The sequence below is a fragment of the Ramlibacter sp. genome (genome assembly GCF_029866045.1).
GTDB lineage: Bacteria > Pseudomonadota > Gammaproteobacteria > Burkholderiales > Burkholderiaceae_C > Ramlibacter.
Genome location: NZ_JARXAB010000055.1, coordinates 1 through 24,377, shown reverse-complemented (window position 1 = coordinate 24,377; position 24,377 = coordinate 1). Strand labels below are relative to the sequence as shown.

The following is a 24,377-nucleotide window of genomic DNA, read 5'->3' as shown; positions in this document are numbered from 1 at the left end:
TAATGCAAAAACGACCATCAGTGAACGGGAATCGAGTCCTTGAGCTGCAGGCGATCGAGCATCGCTTTCAGTTCAACTGTATCGGCGGCGGGCAATGGCAGGCGCGGCGGGCGGGGCGTGCCGACCGGCAGTCCCATGTAGTCCAGGGCCACCTTGCTGGCGGCCACGTAGCGGTGTCCGCCGACCATCTTGACCAGGGGCAGGATGCGTTTGTAGAGCGCGAGGGCGGCCGGCTGGTCCTTGTGGTCGGCGACCAGCTCGAACAGGCGCGCGGAGTCGCGGGGCAGGAAGTTGGAGCAAACCGCCACCCAGCCCTGGGCACCCAGCCAGAATGACTCATACCCTAGGATGCCGGCAAAGACAGTCATCTTGTCGCCGCACAGCTCGATGATGTCCCGCACACGGGTCACTTCGAGGGTGGACTCCTTGATGTAGCGAACGTTATCGATTTGCGCGAGCCGGGCGACGATGTCCGGCGTGAGGTCGACATTGGATGTCGCCGGGTTGTTGTAGACCATGATCGGCATGGACACGGACTCGCCGATCTTTCGGAAGTGCGCGAACAGTTCGTCGGGGGTGGGCGTGCTGTAGTACGGCGGGATGATCATCACGCCGTCGGCCCCCAGGCTTTCGGCCAAGCGGGCTTTCATCACGGCCTCGTCAGTCCATTCGGCGCCCGTGCCAATCAGCACAGGCACCCGGCCCGCCGCCTGGCGAACACAGACCTCAATCACCTCCTCTTGCTCCTGCATCGTCATGGAGAGGAACTCGCCCGTGCTGCCCAGGGGGATCAGTCCGTGGATGCCTTGCTCAATTTGCCAATCGACGAGGCGCCGCAGCGCGGGGACGTCAACCGACTTGCCGTCTGCGGTGAATGGGGTCACCAGTACGGTGAAGGTGCCGCGCCAGTTCTTGCCTGTGTTTTTTGTCGGACTCATGAGGGGACTCGCAGGGGGTTCTTTGAAAACGTTTTGGCTTTGCGCAAGGTTAATATACCGGCAGTATACTCATCGTGCAACGGTCGTATTCATTAGCCTCAGGACCTCGCGTCGCCCCTCCCCATGCGAATCCAACACGCCAGCGCCAGACCCGCCGACGTCACGGTTGAAATCACCTTTGACGGCAGGCGTTTGTCCGCACTTGCGGGGGAAACGATCGCCGCCACACTCCAGGCGCACGGAATCCAGACCTTCCGCAACACCCGCAAGCAAGAACCGCGCGGGCTCTATTGCGGAATGGGCGCTTGTTTCGATTGCGTGGTGACCGTCGACGGCCAGGCGGGCGTTCGCGCCTGCCTGGAGAAGGTGAGGGAGGGCCAAACCGTGCGGTCTCAAATGCCCGCGGGAACGGCGCAGGATCCACTTGCCCCCCTGTGCACAGCACCCACCAGCGCCGAGCCGCGAGCGGAGGCGGTGGACGTGCTGGTGGTAGGCGCTGGCCCAGCGGGCCTCGCCGCCGCGGTCAGCGCAGCCCGTGCGGGCGCCAGCGTCGTGGTCCTCGACGAGCGGCCACAGAGCGGCGGGCAATATTTCAAACCACTGGCACCCTCGCACACGGCCACCCGGCCTGCCGACAAGCAGTTCGCCGAGGGCTTGGCACTGACCCAAGCTGCACTGAATGCGGGCGTGCGCATCCTCCAGGAGGTGACGGTCTGGGGCGCGGACACGCCCCAGGAAGTGATCGCCATGGTGGACGGCGCAGAAACCGTGTTTCGCCCTGGCCAGTTGATTTTGGCTACCGGCGCCTACGAGCGGCCGGTTCCGTTCGCCAACTGGACGCTGCCCGGGGTCATGACCACCGGCGCTGCCCAGACGCTGGTGCGGGCCTACAAAGTCTCGCCCGGCCAGAAAGTGGTGATCGCCGGCAATGGCCCGTTGAACCTGCAACTTGCGGTGGAAATGGTCCGCGCGGGGGTGCAGGTCGCTGCGGTGCTGGAGTCAGCGCCTGCCCCCACCCCCGCGATGTGGCGCACGCTGCTCAAGGCCTGGCGCTTCGCGCCTGATTTGATGGCGCAGGGCCTGGGCTACGTCGCCGAACTGCGCCGGCACGGCGTTTCTGTGCGCTGGGGCCACGGCGTGGTGCAGGCCCAGGGCGACGGCCGCCTGCAAGGCGTGGTCTACGCGCCGCTGAACGGCGCTGGCGCGCCTGACCTGACACGTGCCACCACGACCGAGGCGGACACCCTGTGCCTGGGCTACGGCTTCATTCCCTCCACCGAGCTGGCCCGCGCCCTCGGGTGCGCCCACCGGCTTGTCGACCGCCACATTGGCTACCTCGAGACCGAGACCACGCGGGCGGGTCAAACAAGCCTGCCAGACGTCTTTGCCATCGGCGACGGCAGTTCCCTGGGTGGTGCGCGGGTGGCCCTGGCGCGAGGCACATTGGCCGGCATGGCCGCCGCCAGCGCGCTGGGGAAAAGCGTCGATCCGGCGGTGATGCGCCATGCGGACGCGGCACTGGATCGGGCACTGAAATTCCAGGAGGCCCTCTGGACACTTTTTCAGGCGCCCCCCGTCCGTCTGCAAGGCCTACCCGATTCAACCGTGGCCTGCCGGTGCGAGGAAGTGAGCCTGGGCCAGCTCAGAGAGGCCATCGCGGAGGGCTTTGACAGCCTGGGCCCGCTCAAGCGCATGACCCGTCTGGGCATGGGCCGCTGCCAGGGACGCTACTGCGCGTGCACCGTCGACAAGCTGCTGCACGAGATCAAGGGCAAGCCCCGGGAGCCCGAGCAATTGTTCGCGCCCCGCCTGCCTGCCAAGCCAGTGCCCGCCGGATGCATGGCGTTTGAAAAGCCGGAATGGGGCGGTCACAAGCGCTCGATCACACCGAATATCGCGCGCCCGACCGAGACGCAGCCACTGCCACTGCAACAGGCCGAGGTATTGGTGATCGGCGCAGGCGTCATGGGGGCCTGCCTGGCCCATTACCTGGCCCGCGAGGGCCGCGACGTGCTGGTGGTCGAGCGGGACGAAGCCAATATGCAGGCCTCGGGCGCCAACGCCGGCAGCCTGCATGTGCAGTTGCTCTCGTTCGATTTCGGCGCCAAGGCTGAAGCGGGCGGCGGACCCGCCGCGCAGACCCTGCCCCTCGGCCCGGCCTCGGTCCAGTTGTGGAGAGAGCTGGAGGCGCAAACCGGCGGCGACTTTGAGATCTCGACCACTGGCGGGCTCATGGTGGCCGACACCCCGGAAGGCATGAAGTTCCTCCAAGCCAAGGCCGCCCTGGAGCGCCAATTCGGCATTGAAAACGAGATCATCGACGCCGCAACACTCAGATCACTGGCGCCTGCGATTTCCCATCAAATGCTCGGCGCGGAGTACGCACCGCAAGAAGGAAAGATCAACCCGCTCAAAGCGACGTACGGCGTCTTGAAAGCGGCGCAGGCTGCGGGAGCTCGATTCATTCGCGGTGCCAGCGTCGAGCACTTGGAGAGGGCCGGCACGCGCTGGCGCGTGAAGACCTCGCGGTGCGTGATCGAGGCAGGCACGGTCATCAACGCCGCTGGCCCCTGGAGCCGCGAAGTCGGGGCGATGGTCGGCCTGGACCTGCCGGTCCACAGCGCGCCCTTGCAGATGATCGTCACCGAAACAGCGCCCGCCATGGTCAAGCAATTGGTGGCGCACGCCGATCGTCACCTGAGCCTCAAGCAAGCCGCCACGGGCGGACTGATCGTGGGCGGTGGCTGGACAGCCTCTTACGATGACCGGCGGCGGTTCAACACCACCCTGCGCCAAAGCGTGGAGGGCAACCTCTGGGTAGCTCAGCGCGTGGTGCCACAGGTCCAGGGGCTGCGCGTGCTGAGAACTTGGGCCGCCATGAACATCAACATTGACGGTGCGCCCATCCTGGGTGAGGCGCCGGGTGTGCCGGGCTTCTACAACGCCGTCACATCGAACGGCTACACGCTGTCGCCCGTGGTCGCCCGTATGACGGTCGACCTCCTCCTCAGGCGCTCGGCGTCATTTGACCCACACCCCTACTCGCTGGCTCGCTTCTGACACTCGAGGATCCGTGCATGATTGAAATCGTCAACGTCAACAAAAATTTCGGCAGCTTCCAGGCACTGAAGAACGTGTCGGCCAGCATCACCAGAGGCGAGGTGGTGGTGGTGTGCGGCCCCTCGGGATCGGGTAAGTCAACTCTCATCAAGTGCATCAATGGCCTTGAAAAGATAAACAGCGGCTCGATCAGCATCAATGGCAAGACGCTGGGTGCCAAGGACACAGACATGTCACTGCTGCGCGCACAAGTGGGCATGGTGTTCCAGAACTTCGAGCTATTTCCCCATCTGACGATTCTTCAGAACCTCACCCTGGCCCAGCGCAAGGTGCTCAAGCGCTCGGAGGAGGAGGCTGTGGCGAAAGGCGAGAAGCTATTGGACAGGGTCGGCCTCCAGGCCCATACGCACAAGTACCCCGCCCAACTCTCAGGCGGGCAGCAGCAGCGCGTCGCGATTGCCCGGGCCCTGGCGATGGACCCGATCGCCATGTTGTTCGACGAGCCGACCTCTGCGCTCGACCCCGAGATGATTCAGGAGGTGCTCGAAGTCATGGTCACCCTGGCGCGCGAAGGGATGACCATGGTGTGCGTCACCCACGAAATGGGTTTTGCCCGGCAGGTTGCCGACCGGGTGATCTTCATGGACGAAGGCCAGATCGTTGAAGACTGCACCAAGGACGACTTCTTTTCCACCACTCGTTCGCAACGCTCACAGCAGTTTCTATCGAAGATCCTCAAGCACTGACTGCCTCGCCAGATTCAAGCGGGCGCAGGGGCGGCCTGCGCCCCCGCTCGCTCACTGCTTCTGAATACCCGCCCGCTGGATCACCTCGCCCCAATGCCGGGTCTCGCTCGCCAGCCAGTCCTGGCCCTGCGCAGGGGTGCCCGGGCTGGGCTCGATGTTCATCTCGATCAGCTTCTGCCGGGTCGGGGCGTGATTGAGGGCTGCCACGACCTCGCGATTAAGGCGCTCCAACACCTCGCGCGGGGTGCGGGCCGGCACGCCCAGCGCATTCCAAGACGAAGCCAGCAGGTTGGCGACGCCGGCCTCGCGCGCGGTGGGCACCTGCGGCAAGGCCGCACTGCGCCGGGTGCCGGTAATGGCCACGGCCTTGAGCACACCGCCCCTGATCTGCGGCAGCACAGGGCTGAGCACCTCGGCGGCAACGTCGATCTGCCCCCCGCGCAGGGCGGTGACCACCGCGGGCGTCCCGTTGAACGGCACCACTTGGGCGTCGAGGCCCGCTGCACTCTTGAACAATTCAGCCGCCAGGTGCTGGGTGCTGCCAATGTTGATACTGCCGATATTGAGCTTGCCCGGGTTGGCGCGGGCCCAGGCCAGCATTTCGGGAAGGCCGCTGAAGCGAGACTCACCACTGGTGACCAGCACCAGGTCAAAGGTACCCAGCAGCGAAACCACGCTGAAGTCGCGGGCCGGGTCGAAAGGCAATTGCTTGAACAGGCCGGCACTGACCGCGTTGGCGTTGGACATCAGCAGCAGCGTGTGGCCATCGGGGTCGGACTTGGCCACCAGGTCGGCGGCGACGATTCCGCCGGCGCCGGGCCGGTTCTCGATCACTACCGGTTGGCCCAGGGTCTCCGTCATGCGCTGAGCGACGGTGCGAGCGGTGATGTCTGCGACGCCGCCGGCGGCGAAGGGCACGACGATCTTGAGGGCCTTGCTCGGGAAGGCCTGAGCCCGGGCAGCCAGCGGCAGCGCGCCGGCCAAGGAGGCGGCGGTGAGCGCGAGGACTTGACGACGTTTCATGGTGGGTTCTCCTGCAAAAAAGGGATGCTGGGGCGGCGAGATGCTGCGATTGTTGCACCGTCGCCCAATACTGCCAGAATGAACATCGATGGAGTCCTGCAGCCCCCCCGGGAATGGCCGAAGGGACTTGGCGAGAGAACTGAGCGAGGTGAATAGCGGGCCCACAAAGTGCACGGACAGAGGAGGTCCGTGGCGCTTCGCAAACATGGAGACACGATGGACAAGCGGCAGTTTTTGCGAGCCGGCGTGGCCTGGGCAGGCGCGGCCCATCTGCCGGCCACCGCATTCGACCGATGGAGTACGCGGGGAACCTACCCGATCGGCCTGGACGGCGGCCTCAACCGCGACCCGCTGTACCGGGTTGGCAACTACTCCGGCGGCTTTGAAAAGGTGCTGCCCTGGCGCGCCATGGCGCCTTCGCCTGTGCCACTGGCGCTGCGCGATTCTCCGGTCAGCGACCTGCGCTATCCCTCCGCCTTTGGCCTCCGGACACCCGACGACTACCTCGACAAGTGGCCGGTCACCGGCTTGCTGGTGTGCCGTGATGGCGAGATCTTGCTGGAGCGCTACCGGTTTGCCCGCACCGCATCGATGCGCATGACGAGCTGGTCGATGGCCAAGAGCGTGAGCTCGCTGCTGCTGGGAATTTGCCTGGATCGCGGCCTGATCGCCTCTTACGACGACGAAGCGCAAAAGTACCTGCCGGAGCTGGCAGGCACGCTGCACGGCGGGGTGACACTGCGCAACCTGAGCAACATGTCCAGTGGCGCTGCCATCTCGCACGACCGGGACAACAGCACCATCTACCCCCGCGCCTTTCTGGACAGCGGGTCGGATATCGCTTCGGTGGTTGCCGGCTGGAACCGCCGGGCCCAGGAGCAAGGGCGTCGCTTCAACTACAACGAGCTATGCCCGCTGACCCTCGGCATGGTGATGAGGCGGGTCACCGGGCGCTCGCTGTCGGAGTTTGCCGAGGAGGTCTTGTGGCAGCCCCTGGGTGCGCAGGACATGGCCACCTGGACGACGGACTCGCAGCGCAACGAGTTCAACTGCGTCGGCTTTGCCGCAACGCTGCGCGATTGGGCGCGACTGGGGACGCTGGTGGCCAACCGCGGCCGTGCGGGCGGGACCCAGGTGGTGAGCGAGACATGGGTGAACGAGTTCACCCGCTGGGGCCCCCTGGACGCCCAGGTTCGCCATGGGGTGGCCATGGGCGGGGCCGGTTACAAGGCGCTCATGTGGCACATCAAGCCGGACGGTTCGCGGCTTTCCTTCAACGGGTTCCACGCCCAGCGTGTCATTGTGGACATGCCCACGCGCACCGTGCTGGTCCAGACCGCGGTCGACCACCTGGGTGGTTGGCAGGGTGAGTTGCTCACCCTGTTCGAGGCCTGCACCCGGATCTGAGTGCGCTCAGGGCTCCATCTTCAGCCGGCCGTCCTTGATCATCTTGCCAATGCGGGCGTGCTCGGCGCGGATGTGACGGGCAAACTCTTCTGGCGTGCTCCCCACCACTTCGGCGCCCTCGCTGGAGAGAGAGTCACGCACACTGCTGCCGCGCAGCGCCTTGACAGACTCCGCATTGAGACGGCGGACAATTGCCTCCGGCGTACCTGCTGGCACCAGCAGGCCGTACCAAGAGCCAGCTTCGTAGCCAGTGAGACCCAACTCCGCCAGGGTCGGCAGGTCCGGCAGCAGCGCCGAGCGCTTCGCGCTGGTGACGGCCAGCGCACGCAGCTTGCCAGACTTGATCTGCGGGGTGATGGCCACCACGCTGGAGAACATGATGTCGACCTGGCCGGACATCAGGTCCGTCATCGCCGGCGCGAGACCCTTATAGGGCACGTGGGTCATGTCCACACCCGCCATGGTTTCGTACAAGGCCGTGGCGATATGGGCCGAACTGCCGTTGCCGTTGGAGGCGAAGTTGATGCGCCCCGGATTGGCCTTGGCGTAGGCCGTCATCTCCTGCACCGTCTTGAACGGTACTTTGGGGCTCACCGCCACCACCGAGGGGGCGGACGCCAGCAGCACCACGGGAATAAAGTCCTTCAGCGCGTCGTAACTGATTTTGGGAACGATATGCGGGTTGACCGCCAGGCTGCCCACGCCGCCGAGAAACATGGTGTAGCCGTCGGGCGCTGCCTTGGCCGCCATGTCGGCGCCAATCACGCCGCCGGCGCCAGCCCGGTTTTCCACCACCACCGGCTGGCCCAGCGAGCTGGTCAACTGGTTGGCCACCGCTCGGGCCACGGTGTCGTTACCGCCGCCGGGGGAGAAGGGGACGATGAGCCTCAGGGGGCGGGTAGGCCACTCCTGAGCCATGACCGGCTGAAACAGCAGCACCCAAGCGGAAAGCAGAAGAGAAACCAGCTTCATGGAGACGACTCCTTGGCAAGCGCCAGCCCCTGCGGCCAGCGATGTACGCAATGGTATACCAAGGAATCCCGTGCGGTCACCGCCCTCGGGGCGAACCGCTTACTGGTTCAAGATGGTGATGCTCACGCGCCGGTTGCGCGGATCGGCCGGATTGCCCTGGATGAAGGGCGCGGTGTCGGCAACGCCTTCGATGCGCTGGAAGCGATCGTAGGGAACGCCGCCGCCCTGTAGCACCTTGCGTGTCGCATCGGCGCGCTCGGTGGACAGCGACCAGTTGTTGCGCCCGCTGTCGGGAGCGAATCCGAGGCTGTCGGTGTGGCCGCGGACGGCGACCTTGTTGGGCACGCCCTTGACCGACTTGGCCACCTCATTGAGCAGCGCAATGGCCTTGTCATCGAGTTCGGCGGTGCCAGACCGGAACATGGAGAACTTTGCCTTGTCGATCACCTCGATGCGAAGGCCGTCCTTGTCGCGGGTGATGGACATCTGGTCTTGCATCTGCGAGAGCTGCTTGTTGTCGGAGATCTTCTGCTTGAGCTCCTTCTCGAGCTTGTCGAAGTTCTCGTTGTCCTGCTGCTGCTTTTGTGAGCCCTTACCTCCATCCGGATTGGAGGACTCCTCCTGCGGACCCTCCTTGTTGTTCTCCTGCTGCGAGGAGCCGTTGTCGGTGTTGGCGCCGCCCTTGGCCTGAGGCGTGAGGCGCTCCATCACCGAGCTTTGCTTGGCGGTGAAGGGGAAGCCGTCGGGGTCGATGATGGAGCGTCCGCCGAGAAGGCCGTCGGAGCCAGCGAGCTCACCGAACTTGATCTGGCTGTGGGAAGAGGGGCGGAAGTAGTCGGCCACCGACTTGCGCTGGTCCTCCTGGGTCGCGCCAAGCAGCCACATCAGCAGGAAGAAGGCCATCAAGGCCGTCATCATGTCGGCCAGCGCGATCTTCCAGGCGCCGCCGTGGGCACCGCCGTGGCCGTCTTCAACAATGATCTTCTTGATGATCGGCCGCACCGGCTCGCCACCGGCATCGGCCGCGGGCGCGGCCTCGGGGGCCGCAGGCGGCTGAGCCTCGGCAGCCGCAGGCGCGGCCTGGGCGACGGGCTTTTCTTCCTCAGCGACTGCAGCTTCGGCCATCACGACCCTCGCAAGGCGTCAAACACTTCCGAGAAGCTCGGCTGGTTGTGGTGGCTGATGCAGGCGCGCGCGGTCTCAATCATCACCGGCTGCGGGTGGCCGCGCAGGTTGGAGACGATCATCTGCTGGATCACGTTATAGATCTGGCCGTCTTCGTCAATGACCTGGGCCAGGCGGCCAGCAAAGGGCTCGAACATGGCGTAGGACATGAACACGCCCAGCATGGTGCCCACCAGCGCAGCGCCAATCAGCGCGCCCAGCACGGGCGGGGGCTGGTCGATGGCGCCCATGGTCTTGATCACGCCCAGCACGCAGGCCACGATGCCCAGCGCAGGCAGGGAGCCCGAAATGGAGGACAGGGCCGCCGACGCGCGCAACGCGTCGTGGTGGTGCGCCTTGATCGCCGTCTTCATGATGTCTTCGACGGTATCGGCCTCCAGGTTGCCCTGGGAGATGACGGCCAGACGCAACGGGTCGCAGATCATCTGCACGATGAAGTGGTCATGCGCCAGCTTGGGGAACTCGCCGAAGATGGGGCTGGAGTCGGGGTTCTCGACGTGGGCTTCCAGGGCCACCACGCCTTCCTTCTTCATCACGCCCAAAAGCTTGCCCACCAACACCATCACCGCCAAGTAGTCAGCCTGCTTCCACTTAGCGCCGGAAATGCACTTGGCGATGCCGCCCATGGCGGCCTTGAAGATCGCGAAGCTGTTGCCCACCAGCGCAGCGCCGATCGCGGCGCCGCCGATGATGACGATCTCGAAGGGGGCCGCCTTGATGATGGGCGCCATCTTGCCGCCGGCGGCGATGTAGCCACCGAACACCGCGCCGAAAATCACCACAAAACCAACGAAGAAGAACATGAGTCACCTTCAATTCACGATGCACCAGAGACCGATACACCAGCCAAACCACCACTGGAACAAAAAATCCAGCAGATTGCCCAGGATCGCCACCGGCAAGCCCAGGTAAAAAAGCACCAGCAAAACACCGGAGGCGGTCAGACGCGCCCCGGGAATGTCCTGGGACGCGAGGCGCCGCGCGCCGCCTGTACCGTTATTGGGGGTAGCCAATGACCTGCCTCCCGGGGATGAATCGGCGCCGCGTGCCGGAACTTGACCCTGCACCCGACATACCGACCCTTCTCATGTTGACCTTTGGCTATTATGGGCTGATGAACGTCGACTGGGACTCGCTGGATCGCGCCAATTGGGAGGGCTTCCACCGCCAGCACGGGAGCTCGCTCCAGCAGGCTTGGGCCTATGGCCAGGCGCTTCAAACATTAAACGTTCGTATACATCGCGCTGCGATCCGCGTCCCCAGGGATGGCCCGGGGCCAGGCGGCGAACCTGGCGGCGTGATCATGGGCCTGGCCCAATTCATGGTTCGCAGAATTGCCGGCTACATCTCACTGGCCTCCTGCACCCGAGGGCCTGTCTGGCACCCGGACCTGGCCCCAGAGGCGCGCGCGCAGGCCCTGACGATGCTCCGCAAATCGCTGCCCGTCCCCCGTCTGCGGGTGGCGCTGTTCTCGCCCGACGCGCCGGCCTCCCCCGAGGTGGAGGCCGAGACCCGCGGCCTTTGGCGGGTAATGACCGGCTATTCCACCGTCATGCTGGACCTCACACAGCCCCTGGAGGCACTTCGTGCCGGGCTGGACGGCAAGTGGCGCAACCGCCTGGCCAAGACCGAGGCCGATCCGTCATTCACCGCCAGGGTCGAACCCAACCTGCCGGAGGCCAAGCGCTTGCTCGAACGCGAAACCGAGCAGCGCACCCAGCGGCGCTTCCAGGGCCTCCCTACCGACTTCGTACGGGCCTATATCGATGCGGCGCCCTCGCGTGAGCAGGGCTTTGCAGTGAGCTACGCCCAATCACGCAAGGAGACCCAGGCGGCCCTTTTGTTCTTGATTCACGGCGACACGGCCACGTACCACATTGGCTGGTCTAATGAGGCGGGGCGCAAGGCGAACGCCCATAACTTGCTGATGTGGCGCGGCATAGAGTACCTGCGCCACATTGGCGTCAAGCGCCTGGACCTGGGCGGGGTCAACACCCACGCCCTGCCAGGCATCACCCGATTCAAGCTCGGAACCGGTGGCCAAGTACTGACCCTGGCCGGCAGCTACCACTGAAACACGCAAACATGGCCACAGGACCCCGCATTCCGCCAGAAAGCGCCTTTACACCCCGCATCAAGAAACTGCTGGCCCTGGCGGTCGTCGCCACCGCCGCCGGCTACCTCTCCTTCAGCTTCTTCGAACCACGGGCGCAACGGGCGCAGCTGCTGCCCGAGTTGGAGGTGGCTATCGGCCCCGGTGATTCGCCCTGGGTGGCGCTGGGCGAAACCCCGGCGATGACGCTTTATTGGGACCGCAGCTCGCGGCTGCGCGACGACTACGTGCTCAAGGTCTGGGAGATCCAGGACATGAAGGCACCGGACCCCGACGGGGTGCAGTCACGCCGTTACCGCAATGAGTACGACTGCAAGCACCGGATGCACCGCCTCACCAAGATGATCAGCTACGCGGGGCCGATGCTCACCGGCGCCAAGCTGTTCGAACTCGACGACGACGGCCTCTGGCGGAAAGCGCCGACCAACAGCATTTTTGCGAAGGGCCTGGCCCTGCATTGCGGCAAGCTTGCGCCCCTGCCGCCAGAAGAAGAAAAGGCGCCCTGGTGGGCGCCTTTCTGGCCGTTCTGACACCCCGGGCTGGGGTGACCCGCGCGGCTCAAGAGGCCTGGATCTTGCGGCCGTTGAGCGGCTGCACCGGGCGAGCGTTCATCTTGAACGGGAAGCTATCGATCATCTCGCGCTGGATGCCGATCGGCGACTTCAGAACGAAGAACTTCACGCCTTCGGTGCAGGGCGGTGTGGTGAGCGAGCCCTCGTAGGCGTAGTGCGCCAGCGACTCGGGCAGCAGGGTTGCCGGGTTGATGGACACCGAGGCCACTTCAACCTCTGGGCCCTCTTTCGCAGGCATGTTCTTCCAGATCGACCACAGAGTGCGGTTCTGGACGGCAGACTCGCGCATCAGCACCGAGAGGACCGCCAGCTTGCCGTCGGCGCTCTTGTGCACCATGTGCGTCTCCATGGCCATGGGCTTGCCGTCGATCTGCTCCTCGCTGGGGCGGCGAAAGTGAAAATACACCAGTTCATAGGACTCATTGCCCACCTTGAGCGTGCTACCCGGGGATACGTTCACCTGGATGGTGTGGCCGTTGTTGACTAGCTTGAGGACCCCCGGCTTGTAGTCGGCCTTGAGCGTGGTGGTGGACTTGTCGAAGGGCCCGACAATGTTCAACGGCGACTGCGACTTGCCTTCAGCACAGGTGGGATACTGCTTACCCCAGTTCGCAGGGCCCGTCTCACCCTCGTAGCCCCAGCGGGGCGCAGCAGCGTTAGAGCCACCCTTACCCTTGTCGGCCAAAGCGTGAAGCGTTTCCTCGAGCTTTTTCAGGGCTTCTTCCTGCTCCTTGATCTGCTTGCTGGCCTTGACCAGCCGGGTGTCGAGGTCCTTGGTCTTGCCAGTGTTGACAATGGACAGGGTAATCACCATCGCAAACAGGCTGGCGACGATGCCGCCAAGAAGGATTCGAATGAACATACTGACCTCAAGAATTCTCAGGTGACGCCGAGTCCAATGACAACGGCAAAGGATTGTGTCCTGCGTCACCACCCGATTCAACGGCGGGGCGATACGGAACGCTGCCAAAGTATGATCGGATCATCCCGGAACGGCTTGAGTGCAACATGAAGAACTTGTTCATCGGCATCGTGATCGGCATTCTGGCCATGGCCGGAATATACGGAATAAGTCTTCTTTTCTCGAGCGAGGCAGCCCCACAGGCCTCGCCCGCTCCCACAGGCGCGTCCGGCGCGGGGGTGGCCCGGGCTGGCAGCGTCGTCGACATGATCTGCGAGCTCCACCTCGACCTGGAAGGCCAGAAGACCCTGGGTATTCAGGGTAACGAGCCCCCGCGCATTACCCTGGCCCAGATCGACCTCGAGCAGAAGTCCGGCTGGTATCAGGGCCGCATTTCCATCTCTGAGGGCCGCGGTGGCAGCCTCAGCCTGCAGGGCAACAAGTTCGTGGTGACTCGCCCGGCGATGTTCCAGCGCTTTGGCACCTCCATCAGCCAGGAGTCCTTCTCGATCGACCGCAGCACCGGCCAGTTCGAACAGTCCCTCACCATTGAGGGCGGCAAGGTCGTCCCGCTCATTCGCGGGACCTGCGCCCGGGTCATCAAGCCGCCGTTCTAAGGTCGGCGGCTGGCAGTGGCCCGGCTGGACCTGCACTGGCACCTGCGCGCCTGGCGCTCGCAGTCACGCTGGACGCGCACACGCGCGGCCATCGCCGACTGGCTGGCGCAGGCGCCTGAGGGCCATGAAGACCTGCTCCTTTTCGGCGCCAGCGCCGGCTGGATGATGGACGACGCCTTCCTGGCCCGCTTTCGCCGCATCGACGCGGTCGACTTCGAGTCGGCTTCCGGCCCCTTGTTCAAGCTCAATCACCGGGGTGTCATCGCCCGCCACCGCATTGAGGTGCGCTTCCACAATGCAGAGGCGCTGTCTCGCCTGGAAGAATTCCTCGCCCTGCGGCCGCAGGCGCTGGTGTTGTTCGACAACGTCCTGGGGCAGTACACCCTCACCTGCCGGGACGCGGCCCGCGCCGAGGCCACGCTATCGGAGGTCGGCCGCCGTCTGGCAGGGCGCGACTGGGGCAGCGTGCATGACGCGGTCTCCGGTCCCGGAAGGCTGCTGGACATCGCGAGGGAGCCCGTACCGCTGGCGCTCAGGCCAGGGCAGGCCTGGCCAGATGACTTTCTGCTCGATGCAGTAGGCGGCACTGGCCAATGGCGCGACCACCTCACCCGCGCGGTGCTGCCCGCCACGATCGAAAGCCGCTTGCTGCCCTGGCAGCTGGCGCCCGGGTACTGGCACTGGCTTCAGGCAGGCTGGGTGCGGGCCTAAGCCGCCAAGCGCTCAGGCAAGCAACAAGCGCTCGACCTCTAGCCTGCCCTCGGCACCCGTCATGAGCACCAGGCTGGCGCCAGGGCGTACCGGTTGATCTTCACTCGGGTTGAAGTGCCAGCGGCCCTGCTCGTGAAGAGCCAGCAGCATATAGCGCGGGGACCGGGGCAAGAGCTGGCCCAGGGCCTGCACGGGCAAGCCCTCCGGCACCAGCACCTCCTCGATACGGGTGCCTTCCTCAGTGCGCAGCATCTGGTCCATGAAGTTGACGACATGCGGGCGCACCATGGCCGACGCGATCCGCATGCCGCCGGTGAAGTCGGGCGAGACCACCTCGTCGGCACCGGCACGCCGGGCCTTGTCGGCATTGCGGATGTCGTGCAGGCGCACCACCACCCGCACCTGAGGGGCGAGCAACTTGACCGAGAGCGCCACCATCAGGTTGTGGCTGTCATCGGCAGTCACTGCAAAAACTCCGGCGGCGCGCGAGAGGCCGGCGCGGCGAAGGGCCTCATCATCTGCAGCGTCGGCGTGCAGGTAGAGGCAGCCGGGGTGGCGCTCCAGCCAGGCATCCAGCGCCTCCTGGCTCTTCTCGATCACCACCAAGGGCCGTCGGGTGGCCAGCAACTCCTCGGCGACGTTGCCGCCCACGCGGCCGATGCCGCAGACGATGTAGTGCCCCGACAGGGCTGCAATATGCCGATCCATGCGACGTCTCCTCAGGTTGGCGTTCAGGTCGGACTCGATCAGCAACGCCAGGAAGGTGGAAAACAGGTAGCTCATGGTGGCGATGCCCACCACCGAAATCGCCACCGTAAACAATCGCCCATAGGGTTGGGCGGAGAGGTCCACCACCTCGCTGTAGCCAATCGTGGCCACGGTGATGAAGGTCATGTAGAAGCTGTCGATCCAGCTCGCCTGCGGGCTGCCAATGGCGTGGTAACCCAGCGTGCCGACGACCATCACCGCGCAGATGCCCAGAGCGCCAGAGACAAGGCCCCGGAAGTGGCGGCTGAGTAGGAGGGATTGGCGCGAGGGCAAGTAGGAGGCGCGATCGGTTTTTATCCCGTCGGGCCGGTCGTCAAAATTCTAGGCCAGCTGCCGCTTCAAGTGGTGCCGTCCGAAGTGGCGCAGCGCGGCAGGTAAACTCCCGCCCTCCCCCGTACAGCCTCTGGATCCACACCACGAACCGCTGGAAAGTCATGAACGCAAGCAACACCACCGCGCCCGCCGCCCCCCCTGCGGCTCCGGCCCCCACAGCAGCGGCCCACCGCGCGCCCGCTGAACGCCCTCCCGAAGAGGGCCGCACGCCCAAGATCTTCATCAAGACCTTCGGGTGCCAGATGAACGACTACGACTCGGACAAGATGGCCGACGTCATGAAGGCCGCTGAGGGCTACGAAAAGACCGACGACCCCGAACAGGCCGACCTCATCCTCTTCAACACCTGCTCGGTGCGCGAGAAAGCGCAGGAGAAGGTCTTTTCCGACCTGGGCCGGGTCAAGCACCTCAAGGCCAAGGGCGTGCTCATCGGCGTGGGCGGCTGTGTCGCCAGCCAGGAGGGCGCGGCCATCGTCGAGCGCGCGCCGTATGTGGATGTGGTCTTTGGCCCGCAGACCCTGCACCGCCTGCCCGAGTTGCTCGAGGCCCGTCGGCGCGAAAAGCAGGCCCAGGTGGACATCAGCTTTCCCGAGATCGAGAAGTTCGACCACCTGCCTCCCGCCAGGGTCGAAGGCGCCAGCGCCTTCGTGAGCATCATGGAAGGCTGCTCCAAGTATTGCAGCTACTGCGTGGTGCCCTACACCCGCGGCGAGGAAGTCTCGCGCCCCTTCGAGGACGTGCTCACCGAGGTGGCAGGGCTCGCCGAACAGGGCGTGAAGGAAGTGACCCTGCTGGGGCAGAACGTGAATGCCTACCGGGGCAAGATGGGCGACACCGCCGAGATCGCCGACTTTGCGCTGCTGATTGAATATGTGGCCGAGATCCCCGGCATCGAGCGCATTCGCTACACCACCAGCCACCCCAATGAATTCACCCAGCGCCTGATCGACGTGTATGCCAAGGTGCCGCAGCTGGTAAGCCACCTGCACCTGCCAGTGCAGCATGGCAGCGACCGCATCCTGATGGCGATGAAGCGCGGCTACACCGCGATGGAATACAAGTCGACCATCCGCAAGCTGCGGGCGGTGCGGCCTCAGATTTCCCTCTCGTCGGACTTCATCGTCGGGTTCCCCGGCGAGACCGAGGACGACTTCCAGAAGATGATGAAGTTGATCGAGGACGTGGGTTACGACGCCAGCTTCAGCTTTGTCTTCAGCCCGCGGCCCGGCACGCCGGCGGCCAACCTGCACGACGACACACCGCAGACCCTCAAGCTCAAGCGCCTGCAGCAGTTGCAGGCCAAGCTCGAGGAGAACGTGCGCCGTATCAGCGACAGCCGGGTCGGCACGGTGCAACGCATTCTGGTGGAAGGGCCTTCCCGCAAAGACGCCAACGAGCTCATGGGCCGCACCGAGTGCAACCGCATCGTCAACTTCGCCGGCCCCCAGCGGCTCAAGGGGCAGATGATCGATGTGACCATTACCCAGGCCTACCCGCATTCGCTGCGGGCCGAGGTGCTCACGCGCGAGTGAGGCAATAGAAATCACCGCAATAAAAAGGCGCTCCTCGGAGCGCCTTTTTTCTCGGATGGGCCCTGAGCCTCACATCCCGGGCATTCCCGGCATGCCTTTCATGCCCTTCATGCCGCCCATGCGCTTCATCATTTTCATGAGGCCGCCGCCCTTCATCTTTTTCATCATGCCCTGCATCTGGTCAAACTCATTGAGCAGGCGGTTCACTTCCTGAACATGCACCCCGGCGCCGGCAGCAATGCGGCGCTTGCGGGTCGCCTTGATGAGGTCAGGCTTGCGGCGCTCGAGCGGCGTCATGCTGCAGATGATGCCCTCCTTGCGTCGGATGTCGCGCTCGGCCTTGTCCATGTCGACCTGGCCGGCCTTGGCCTGCATCTGCGCGGGCAGCTTGTCCATCAGCTGCGACAGCCCACCCATTTTCTTCATCTGGCGCAATTGGTCGAGAAAGTCGTTGAGGTCAAAGCCCTCGCCGCTTTTGACCTTGGCGGCCAGCCGCTGCGCGGACTCCATGTCCACGCCAGCCTGCACCTGTTCGACCAGGGCGACGATGTCGCCCATACCCAAGACACGGCCGGCGTGGCGCTCGGCGTCGAAGACTTCCAGGCCGTCGATCTTTTCAGACACGCCGGCAAACTTGATGGGCGCGCCGGTGATCTGCCGCACCGACAGGGCGGCGCCACCGCGCGAGTCGCCGTCGAGCTTGGTGAGGACGATGCCGGTGAGCGGCAGTGCCTCACTGAAGGCCTTGGCCGTGTTGACTGCGTCCTGGCCCTGCATTGCGTCAACGACAAAAAGCGTCTCCACGGGCTTGAGCTCGGCGTGCAGGGCACGGATTTCCTGCATCAGCGCCTCGTCGATCGCCAGGCGACCGGCGGTGTCGACCAGCAACACGTCGAAGTAGCCGCGGCGGGCATGGTCCAGCGCGGCGCGGGCAATGTCGACCGGCTTCTGGTCGGGGCTGCTGGGGAACCACTCGGCGCCGGCCTGGGCGGTCACCGTCTTGAGCTGCTCGATGGCGGCCGGGCGGTACACGTCGCCCGAAACGGTGAGCACCTTCTTCTTGCGCTTTTCAATCAGGTGCTTGGCCAGCTTGGCGGTGGTGGTCGTTTTGCCCGCGCCCTGGAGGCCGGCCATCAGGATAACGGCGGGCGGCTGGGTGGCCAGGTTGAGGTCGGCGACGCCCTCGCCCATGGTGGCCACCAATTCGCGGTGAACAATGCCCACCAGCGCCTGCCCCGGGTTGAGCGAGCCCGCCACTTCCTGGCCGAGGGCCTTTTCCTTGACCCGGGCGACGAAGTCGCGCACCACCGGCAGGGCGACGTCGGCCTCGAGCAGGGCCATGCGCACCTCGCGGAGCATGTCTTGGACATTGCTTTCGGTGATGCGGGCCTGGCCACGCATTTCCTTGACCAGGCGCGAGAGTTTGTCAGTGAGTGCGGAGGCCATGGGGGGATGGGAGGGGGGTGGGGAGCCGCTGCCAGGGGTGCCGGCTGGACCGGACAGGCGAACGACTAAACTGTGGTCATGATTCTACCGATCACGGGGGCCTCGGCGTCCCTGGCCATCCTGCTGCTCACGCTGGCAACAGCCGCCGCCTATGCGGTACCGGCTGCACTGGCGCAGCGCCTGTCCAGCAGAGCGACGCGCGGTGCGCTGGTGCTGGCCTGGGTGCTGCACCTCGCGGTTCTGGCGGGTTCGCTCCTCGGCGACGGGCCGCGCTTCGGCTTCGGGCCCGCCCTGTCCGTGACCGCCTGGCTGGTGCTGACCGTGTACGCGATCGAGCAGCAAATGTTCCCCCAGTTGCAAGCGCGCTGGGCAGTGGCTGGCTTGGGTACGGCCACGGTGTTGCTCGCGCTGTTGTTCCCGGGCGCGCAGCTACACGCCTCGGCCTCGCCGATGCTGCCCCTGCACTGGGCGCTGGGGATCTCTTCTTACGGGCTGTTTGCCGCCGCAGTGGTACATGCTTGGTTGATGATGCGGGCCGAGCGCCAGATTCGCCAGGCAGCCGAGCCGCAGCCGGGCCTGCCCCTGCTCACCCTGGAGCGACTCACCTTCCGCTTTGCCACCGGCGGCTTCGTGCTGCTGTCGGCCACCCTGCTGGCAGGCGTGGTGTTCGGGGAGGCCGCTGGCGGACCGGGCTGGCGCTGGGACCACAAAACCTCCTTCTCGGTGCTGGCCTGGCTGGCCTTTGCCACCCTCCTCATCGGCCGGGCCCGCTTCGGCTGGCGCGGTCGCCGGGCGGTGCGCATGCTTTATGTGGGGTCCCTGCTCCTGCTCTTGGCCTACGTAGGCTCACGCTTTGTCCTCGAGGTGGTGCTCAACCGGGGCATGGCGTGAAGTACCTGATCGTCCTGGCCCTGCTGGCCTACCTGTATTTCGCCTGGCGCAAACAGCGGGGGAATCGTCCGGGTAACAGCGCCCGCAGCCCCGGCCCCGAGCGCAGATCCGAGACTGGGGCCGCGCCACAGGAGATGGTCTGCTGCGACCGATGCGGGTTGCACCTGCCACGCAATGAGTCCCTCACCGACGGGCGCGGCGGCACGTTTTGCTGCGCCCAGCACCGCGAGCCAGGCAGCGCCTGAGGCGCTCGGACCCAGCGATGCGCCAGCCGGCTGCCGCTGCACTCTGGGACCGAGGCTGGTACCGGTTCGCCCGCCGGCTTGATTCGCCCAACTTCGGCCCACGTCCCACAGGCGCCTGCGTCGACCTGGTGGTGGTGCATTCCATCAGCCTGCCGCCGGGCCAGTTTGGCGGCGACGAGGTGCAGCGCCTCTTCACCAACACCCTGGATTGGAACGCCCATCCCTACTTTGGGCAGATCCGCGGCATGGAGGTCTCGGCGCATTTTTATATACGCCGGGGCGGCGAGTTGTGGCAGTTCGTGAGCGGCGACCAGCGCGCCTGGCATGCGGGCGCCTCGCACTGGCGCGGCCGCGCCAACTGCAATGACGATTCGGTCGGCATCGAGCTCGAAGGGCTCGAAGGTGATACTTTCGAGCCGGCCCAATATGAGTGCCTGGCCGCGTTGGTGGCAGCCCTCGCCCAGCACTACCCCATCGCCCACATTGCGGGCCACGAGCATGTGGCGGCAGGACGCAAAGCGGATCCTGGTCCTGGCTTCGACTGGGCGCGCTTACAACGGCAACTGGGCTGGCCGTCGCGGTGTTTTCCCGAGGTTTTGAGCCTGCCCCGCGGTTCGCTGTAGGCAGACAGCTGAACTTTGGTTTCAAGCGCGGATTCGGGCTTGAACTTGCCCGTGTTTTAGAGACTGTCCAATCGGGGGTGTCAAGGGCGTGAACACTACATCTAGTGCCTTGTCAGCGACCCGCACCCCAGATATAGTGCTTGCGCAGACCAAGTGAAAAATGCCTTTTTGTCCCCCCGCCTCACGCAGGTGCCCGGGCAAAGCGGACACAAAACCAGCCTGAAGACTGAAAAAGAGGACCCATGCAGACAGCCCAGAGCGTTTCTTCCCCCGCCTTTGCCGGCGTCGTCCCGATGATGGGTCCGAGCGCCAACGCTGGCAGCACCGGCCAAGCCCTGGCCAACTACCAGATCATTCGCCGCAACGGCGCCGTCGTTCCCTTCGCCCCTGACAAGATCGCCATCGCCCTGATGAAGGCCTTCCTCGCGGTGCACGGCACCCAAGGCGCGGCCTCGGCCAGCGTGCGCGAGACGGTAGACGGCCTCACCCAGTCCGTGATGCGCGCCCTGATGCGTTCGCGTCCGGGCGGCGGCACCTTCCACATCGAAGACGTGCAGGACCAGGTCGAACTCGGCCTGATGCGCGGCAGCCACCATGAAGTGGCCCGCGCCTATGTGCTGTACCGCGAGCGCCGCGCGCAAGAGCGTGCCGCCCAAGGCGAGGCCGCCCAGCCTGCCGCTCCCACCATGCACGTCATCGATGGTGGCCAGCGCATCCCGCTGGATATGGCCCACTTGCAGGGCCTGATTGAGAGCGCATGCCGCGGCCTGGGCGCCGACGTCAAGCCCGACCCGATCGTCGCCGAGACCCTGCGCAACCTGTACGACGGCGTGCCGATCGACGAGGTTTACAAGGCTTCCATCCTGGCCGCGCGCACGCTGATCGAAAAAGACCCCGACTACACCTACGCCACCGCGCGCCTGCTGCTGCACACGATCTTCAAGGAGATCCTGGGCCGCGACCTCACCCCGGCCGAGGCCGCCGCCAGCTATGTCGACTACTTCCCGGCCTTCATCAAGAAGGGCGTGGACAACGAGCTGCTCAACCCCGACATGCTGCAGTACAACTTGGCACGTCTGGGCGCTGCGCTCAAGCCCGAGCGCGATCTGCAGTTCGACTACCTGGGCCTGCAGACCCTGTACGACCGCTACTTCCTGCATGTGCGCAAGACCCGCATCGAACTGCCGCAGGCCTTCTTCATGCGCGTGGCCATGGGCCTGGCCCTGAGCGAAGTCGACCGCGAGGCGCGCGCCATCGAGTTCTATGAAGTGCTCTCGAGCTTTGACTTCATGTCCTCTACCCCGACGCTGTTCAACGCCGGCACCCTGCGCTCGCAGCTGTCCTCGTGCTACCTGACCACCGTCCCCGACGATCTGGACGGCATTTACGAGTCCATCAAAGAAAACGCCCTGCTGTCCAAGTTCGCCGGCGGCCTGGGCAATGACTGGACCCGCGTGCGCGCATTGGGCTCTCACATCAAGGGCACCAACGGCGAGTCCCAGGGCGTGGTCCCCTTCCTGAAGGTGGTCAATGACACCGCGGTGGCCGTCAACCAGGGTGGCAAGCGCAAGGGTGCGGTCTGCGCCTACCTGGAAACTTGGCACCTGGACATCGAGGAATTCCTCGAGCTGCGCAAGAACACCGGCGATGACCGTCGCCGCACCCACGACATGAACACGTCCAACTGGATCCCGGACCTGTTCATGCGCCGGGTGATGGAAAAGGGCGAGTGGACTCTGTTTTCCCCCTCCACCTGCCCCGACCTGCACGATAAGTTCGGCACTGACTTTGAGAAGGCCTATGTGGCCTACGAAGAAAAAGCCAAGCGCGGCGAACTCAAGCCCTTCAAGACGGTTCAGGCCGCCGACATGTGGCGCAAGATGCTCACCATGCTGTTCGAGACCGGGCATCCTTGGATCACCTTCAAGGACGCCTGCAACGTGCGCTCGCCCCAGCAGCACATTGGCGTGGTGCACTCATCCAACCTGTGCACCGAGATCACCCTGAACACCAGCGACACCGAAACCGCGGTCTGCAACCTGGGCTCGATCAATCTGCGCCAGCACCTGAAAGACGGCGGCATGGATCACGACAAGCTCAAGCGCACCATTTCGGTGGCCATGCGCATGCTGGACAACGTGATCGACATCAACTACTACGCGGTCAAGAAGGCGCGCGACTCCAACCTGCGTCACCGCCCGGTCGGCATGGGCATCATGGCCTTCCAGGACGCGCTCTATGAGCTGCGCATTCCCTACGCCTCCCAAGAGGCCGTGGAATTCGCCGACAAGTCCATGGAGGCCGTGTGCTACTACGCCTACTGGGCCTCCACCGAGCTGTCCAAGGAGCGGGGCCGCTACTCCAGCTTCAAGGGTTCGCTGTGGGACCGGGGCATCCTGCCCCCCGACACCATCGACCTCCTGGCCCAGGCCCGCGGCGGCTATGTCGAGGTCGACCGCTCGTCGACCCTGGACTGGGACGCCCTGCGCAAGAAGATCAGCGTCGACGGCATGCGTAACTCCAACTGCATTGCCATCGCCCCCACCGCCACCATCTCCAACATCATCGGCGTAGACGCCTGCATCGAGCCCTGCTTCGGCAACCTCTCGGTCAAGTCCAACCTGTCGGGCGAGTTCACCGTCATCAACCACTACCTGGTGCGTGACCTCAAGCGCCTGGGCCTGTGGGACGATGTGATGGTCATGGACCTCAAGCACTTCGACGGCTCGCTGCGCCCGATCGACCGCGTGCCGCAGGAAGTGAAGTCTCTGTACGCCACCGCCTTCGAGGTCGAGCCCCAGTGGCTGGTCGAGGCTGCTGCGCGCCGCCAGAAGTGGATCGACCAGGCCCAGTCGCTCAACATCTATATGGCGGGTGTGTCCGGCAAAAAGCTCGACGACACCTACAAGCTGGCTTGGACCCGCGGCCTTAAGACTACCTATTACCTGCGCACCATCAGCGCCACCCAAACCGAGAAGTCCACCGTGACCTCGGGTCGCCTCAACGCCGTGTCCTCGGGCGCGGCGCAGGGTGGTGGTATGAGCGCAATGGAGGCCGCTGCTGCGGCGGCGCAATCGCAAATCGATGCGACGCCCGCTACCGACATCAAGTTCTGCGCGATCGACGATCCGACGTGCGAAGCCTGCCAGTGAGGCAGGCACGCCGATGATCAAGGCGTGTCGTCTCGCAGCGATCGCCACCTTGTCGAACTTCTCCGACAAAGTGGCGATGTATATGAACAACAAAATCGAGCGGTGATGTGAACGGACACTTTGCTTTTCACGATACCGCTCTCATAATCCGCGCATTGGAAAACGTATGTTGACCTGGGACGAAGAAGTCAAACCCGCATCGCAAGCGCTCTCCGCAGCGCCCCTCCCCAGCAGCCTCAATCTTGGCCGCTCGGTGGAATCGTCACCCTCTTTCTCTCCTGCTCCCTCGCTCGCTGCTCCGGTCCCCTCCATGAGCAGCGTCTCCGCCAAGGCAGCCGCAGCCCCCACCCCGTCGCAAGGCGCGCGCCGCGTCAACGCCGCAGACAAGCGCATCATCAACGGCCAGACCGACGTCAACCAACTGGTGCCGTTCAAGTACAAGTGGGCCTGGGAAAAGTACCTCGCCACCTGCGCCAACCACTGGATGCCGCAAGAGGTCAACATGACCCGCGACATCGCCCTGTGGAAAGATCCCAACGGCCTGACCGATGACGAGCGGCGCATCATCAAGCGCAATCTCGGCTTTTTCGTGACCGCCGACTCGCTGGCCGCCAACAACATCGTTCTGGGCACCTACCGCCACATCACCGCGCCCGAGTGCCGCCAGTTTTTGCTGCGCCAAGCCTTTGAAGAGGCGATTCACACCCACGCCTACCAGTACATCGTCGAATCGCTGGGCCTGGACGAATCCGAGATCTTCAACGCCTACAACGAAGTCCAGTCCATCCGCGACAAGGACGAATTCCTGATCCCCTTCATCGCGGCGATCATGGATCCGAACTTCCACACCGGTACGCCGGAGGACGACCAGACGCTTCTCAAGAGCCTGATCGTCTTCGCCTGCCTGATGGAAGGCCTGTTCTTCTACGTCGGCTTTACCCAGATCCTGGCGCTGGGTCGCCAGAACAAGATGACCGGTGCCGCCGAGCAGTACCAGTACATCCTGCGTGACGAGTCGATGCACTGCAACTTCGGCATCGACCTGATCAACCAGCTCAAGCTCGAAAACCCCCATCTGTGGACCGCCGAGTTCAAGGCCGAGATCAAGGGCCTGTTCCAGAAGGCCGTCGAGCTCGACCCGA

Annotated in this window: 22 protein-coding genes; 13 read left to right on the top strand and 9 right to left on the bottom strand. The window is 64.8% G+C overall.

Annotation, left to right across the window (positions count from 1 at the left end; translation table 11 throughout):
- Nucleotides 1-17: 17 nt before the first annotated feature.
- Entirely contained in the window at nt 18-938 is a 921-nt protein-coding gene (locus QE494_RS06535; RefSeq protein WP_300042106.1) for a dihydrodipicolinate synthase family protein, read from the bottom strand.
- A gap of 123 nt (nt 939-1,061) precedes the next feature.
- Between QE494_RS06535 and QE494_RS06530 the strand changes: the two genes are divergently transcribed.
- Complete coding sequence (locus tag QE494_RS06530) at nt 1,062-3,998, top strand: FAD-dependent oxidoreductase (protein ID WP_300042105.1); 2,937 nt, start codon at nt 1,062-1,064, stop codon at nt 3,996-3,998.
- A gap of 17 nt (nt 3,999-4,015) precedes the next feature.
- Nucleotides 4,016-4,744, top strand: a complete 729-nt coding sequence (locus QE494_RS06525) for an amino acid ABC transporter ATP-binding protein (protein ID WP_300042104.1) — start codon at nt 4,016-4,018, stop codon at nt 4,742-4,744.
- A 51-nt stretch (nt 4,745-4,795) separates the two neighbouring features.
- Here QE494_RS06525 and QE494_RS06520 read toward each other — a convergent pair whose 3' ends face one another.
- The gene (locus tag QE494_RS06520) at nt 4,796-5,767 is read right to left on the bottom strand and encodes a tripartite tricarboxylate transporter substrate binding protein (RefSeq protein ID WP_300042103.1); all 972 of its coding nucleotides are present in this window, start codon (nt 5,765-5,767) and stop codon (nt 4,796-4,798) included.
- 216 nt (nt 5,768-5,983) lie between these two features.
- Here QE494_RS06520 and QE494_RS06515 point away from each other — a divergent pair, with 216 nt between their 5' ends.
- Nucleotides 5,984-7,174, top strand: coding sequence for a serine hydrolase (locus QE494_RS06515; protein ID WP_300042102.1), 1,191 nt, complete (start codon nt 5,984-5,986; stop codon nt 7,172-7,174).
- Nucleotides 7,175-7,180: 6 nt separating this feature from the next.
- Here the strand turns inward: QE494_RS06515 and QE494_RS06510 are convergent, their stop codons facing one another.
- The 4 genes from QE494_RS06510 to QE494_RS06495 form a co-directional block, all read right to left on the bottom strand.
- A complete protein-coding gene (locus tag QE494_RS06510) occupies nt 7,181-8,146 on the bottom strand; it encodes a tripartite tricarboxylate transporter substrate binding protein (protein ID WP_300042101.1) in 966 nt (321 codons plus the stop codon).
- Nucleotides 8,147-8,245: 99 nt separating this feature from the next.
- Entirely contained in the window at nt 8,246-9,271 is a 1,026-nt protein-coding gene (locus QE494_RS06505; RefSeq protein WP_300042100.1) for a flagellar motor protein MotB, read from the bottom strand.
- A complete protein-coding gene (motA, locus tag QE494_RS06500; RefSeq protein WP_300042099.1) occupies nt 9,271-10,134 on the bottom strand; it encodes a flagellar motor stator protein MotA in 864 nt (287 codons plus the stop codon). Before motA ends, QE494_RS06505 begins: the two co-directional genes overlap by 1 nt.
- A 9-nt stretch (nt 10,135-10,143) precedes the next feature.
- Nucleotides 10,144-10,344 carry a hypothetical protein gene (locus tag QE494_RS06495; protein WP_300042098.1) on the bottom strand — a complete coding sequence of 67 codons (201 nt, stop codon included), beginning with the start codon at nt 10,342-10,344 and terminating at the stop codon, nt 10,144-10,146.
- Nucleotides 10,345-10,376: 32 nt separating this feature from the next.
- On the opposite strand from QE494_RS06495, the gene QE494_RS06490 reads away from it, so the two are divergent.
- Together QE494_RS06490 and QE494_RS06485 are read left to right on the top strand one after the other, a co-directional pair.
- Nucleotides 10,377-11,405: a lipid II:glycine glycyltransferase FemX gene (locus QE494_RS06490; protein ID WP_300042097.1), complete on the top strand. Its 1,029-nt coding sequence runs from the start codon at nt 10,377-10,379 to the stop codon at nt 11,403-11,405.
- Between the two features lie 11 nt (nt 11,406-11,416).
- A complete protein-coding gene (locus tag QE494_RS06485; RefSeq protein ID WP_300042096.1) occupies nt 11,417-11,974 on the top strand; it encodes a surface-adhesin E family protein in 558 nt (185 codons plus the stop codon).
- A gap of 28 nt (nt 11,975-12,002) precedes the next feature.
- Here QE494_RS06485 and QE494_RS06480 read toward each other — a convergent pair whose 3' ends face one another.
- Nucleotides 12,003-12,878 carry a carbonic anhydrase gene (locus QE494_RS06480; RefSeq protein ID WP_300042095.1) on the bottom strand — a complete coding sequence of 292 codons (876 nt, stop codon included), beginning with the start codon at nt 12,876-12,878 and terminating at the stop codon, nt 12,003-12,005.
- 146 nt (nt 12,879-13,024) lie between these two features.
- Here QE494_RS06480 and QE494_RS06475 point away from each other — a divergent pair, with 146 nt between their 5' ends.
- Together QE494_RS06475 and QE494_RS06470 are read left to right on the top strand one after the other, a co-directional pair.
- Complete coding sequence (locus tag QE494_RS06475) at nt 13,025-13,534, top strand: hypothetical protein (protein ID WP_300042094.1); 510 nt, start codon at nt 13,025-13,027, stop codon at nt 13,532-13,534.
- Nucleotides 13,535-13,549: 15 nt separating this feature from the next.
- Nucleotides 13,550-14,245, top strand: coding sequence for a hypothetical protein (locus QE494_RS06470; RefSeq protein ID WP_300042093.1), 696 nt, complete (start codon nt 13,550-13,552; stop codon nt 14,243-14,245).
- Between the two features lie 12 nt (nt 14,246-14,257).
- Here QE494_RS06470 and QE494_RS06465 read toward each other — a convergent pair whose 3' ends face one another.
- Entirely contained in the window at nt 14,258-15,286 is a 1,029-nt protein-coding gene (locus tag QE494_RS06465) for a TrkA family potassium uptake protein (protein ID WP_300042092.1), read from the bottom strand.
- Between the two features lie 302 nt (nt 15,287-15,588).
- Between QE494_RS06465 and miaB the strand changes: the two genes are divergently transcribed.
- The gene (miaB, locus tag QE494_RS06460) at nt 15,589-16,878 is read left to right on the top strand and encodes a tRNA (N6-isopentenyl adenosine(37)-C2)-methylthiotransferase MiaB (protein WP_300042125.1); all 1,290 of its coding nucleotides are present in this window, start codon (nt 15,589-15,591) and stop codon (nt 16,876-16,878) included.
- A gap of 69 nt (nt 16,879-16,947) precedes the next feature.
- Here miaB and ffh read toward each other — a convergent pair whose 3' ends face one another.
- The gene (gene ffh, locus QE494_RS06455; protein ID WP_300042091.1) at nt 16,948-18,324 is read right to left on the bottom strand and encodes a signal recognition particle protein; all 1,377 of its coding nucleotides are present in this window, start codon (nt 18,322-18,324) and stop codon (nt 16,948-16,950) included.
- A 78-nt stretch (nt 18,325-18,402) separates the two neighbouring features.
- Between ffh and QE494_RS06450 the strand changes: the two genes are divergently transcribed.
- The 5 genes from QE494_RS06450 to QE494_RS06430 form a co-directional block, all read left to right on the top strand.
- The gene (locus QE494_RS06450; RefSeq protein WP_300042090.1) at nt 18,403-19,215 is read left to right on the top strand and encodes an inner membrane protein YpjD; all 813 of its coding nucleotides are present in this window, start codon (nt 18,403-18,405) and stop codon (nt 19,213-19,215) included.
- A complete protein-coding gene (locus QE494_RS06445) occupies nt 19,212-19,460 on the top strand; it encodes a PP0621 family protein (RefSeq protein WP_300042089.1) in 249 nt (82 codons plus the stop codon). The genes QE494_RS06450 and QE494_RS06445 overlap by 4 nt, the downstream gene beginning before the upstream one ends.
- Before the next feature lie 17 nt (nt 19,461-19,477).
- Nucleotides 19,478-20,083, top strand: a complete 606-nt coding sequence (gene ampD, locus QE494_RS06440) for a 1,6-anhydro-N-acetylmuramyl-L-alanine amidase AmpD (protein WP_300042088.1) — start codon at nt 19,478-19,480, stop codon at nt 20,081-20,083.
- A gap of 293 nt (nt 20,084-20,376) precedes the next feature.
- Nucleotides 20,377-23,235 carry a ribonucleoside-diphosphate reductase subunit alpha gene (locus QE494_RS06435; RefSeq protein ID WP_300042124.1) on the top strand — a complete coding sequence of 953 codons (2,859 nt, stop codon included), beginning with the start codon at nt 20,377-20,379 and terminating at the stop codon, nt 23,233-23,235.
- A 166-nt stretch (nt 23,236-23,401) separates the two neighbouring features.
- Nucleotides 23,402-24,377, top strand: a 976-nt coding sequence (locus QE494_RS06430; protein ID WP_300042087.1) for a ribonucleotide-diphosphate reductase subunit beta, incomplete at its 3' end; no start/stop codon positions are given.

Coding starts and splice junctions, on each gene's coding strand:
- QE494_RS06450 (WP_300042090.1), top strand. CDS start 18,403: ATGATTCTACCGATCACGGGGGCCTCGGCGTCCCTGGCCATCCTGCTG.
- motA (WP_300042099.1), bottom strand. CDS start 10,134: ATGTTCTTCTTCGTTGGTTTTGTGGTGATTTTCGGCGCGGTGTTCGGT.
- QE494_RS06530 (WP_300042105.1), top strand. CDS start 1,062: ATGCGAATCCAACACGCCAGCGCCAGACCCGCCGACGTCACGGTTGAA.
- QE494_RS06525 (WP_300042104.1), top strand. CDS start 4,016: ATGATTGAAATCGTCAACGTCAACAAAAATTTCGGCAGCTTCCAGGCA.
- QE494_RS06515 (WP_300042102.1), top strand. CDS start 5,984: ATGGACAAGCGGCAGTTTTTGCGAGCCGGCGTGGCCTGGGCAGGCGCG.
- QE494_RS06510 (WP_300042101.1), bottom strand. CDS start 8,146: ATGAAGCTGGTTTCTCTTCTGCTTTCCGCTTGGGTGCTGCTGTTTCAG.
- QE494_RS06485 (WP_300042096.1), top strand. CDS start 11,417: ATGGCCACAGGACCCCGCATTCCGCCAGAAAGCGCCTTTACACCCCGC.
- QE494_RS06520 (WP_300042103.1), bottom strand. CDS start 5,767: ATGAAACGTCGTCAAGTCCTCGCGCTCACCGCCGCCTCCTTGGCCGGC.
- ffh (WP_300042091.1), bottom strand. CDS start 18,324: ATGGCCTCCGCACTCACTGACAAACTCTCGCGCCTGGTCAAGGAAATG.
- QE494_RS06505 (WP_300042100.1), bottom strand. CDS start 9,271: ATGGCCGAAGCTGCAGTCGCTGAGGAAGAAAAGCCCGTCGCCCAGGCC.
- QE494_RS06535 (WP_300042106.1), bottom strand. CDS start 938: ATGAGTCCGACAAAAAACACAGGCAAGAACTGGCGCGGCACCTTCACC.
- QE494_RS06475 (WP_300042094.1), top strand. CDS start 13,025: ATGAAGAACTTGTTCATCGGCATCGTGATCGGCATTCTGGCCATGGCC.
- miaB (WP_300042125.1), top strand. CDS start 15,589: ATGAACGACTACGACTCGGACAAGATGGCCGACGTCATGAAGGCCGCT.
- QE494_RS06480 (WP_300042095.1), bottom strand. CDS start 12,878: ATGTTCATTCGAATCCTTCTTGGCGGCATCGTCGCCAGCCTGTTTGCG.
- ampD (WP_300042088.1), top strand. CDS start 19,478: ATGCGCCAGCCGGCTGCCGCTGCACTCTGGGACCGAGGCTGGTACCGG.
- QE494_RS06435 (WP_300042124.1), top strand. CDS start 20,377: ATGATGGGTCCGAGCGCCAACGCTGGCAGCACCGGCCAAGCCCTGGCC.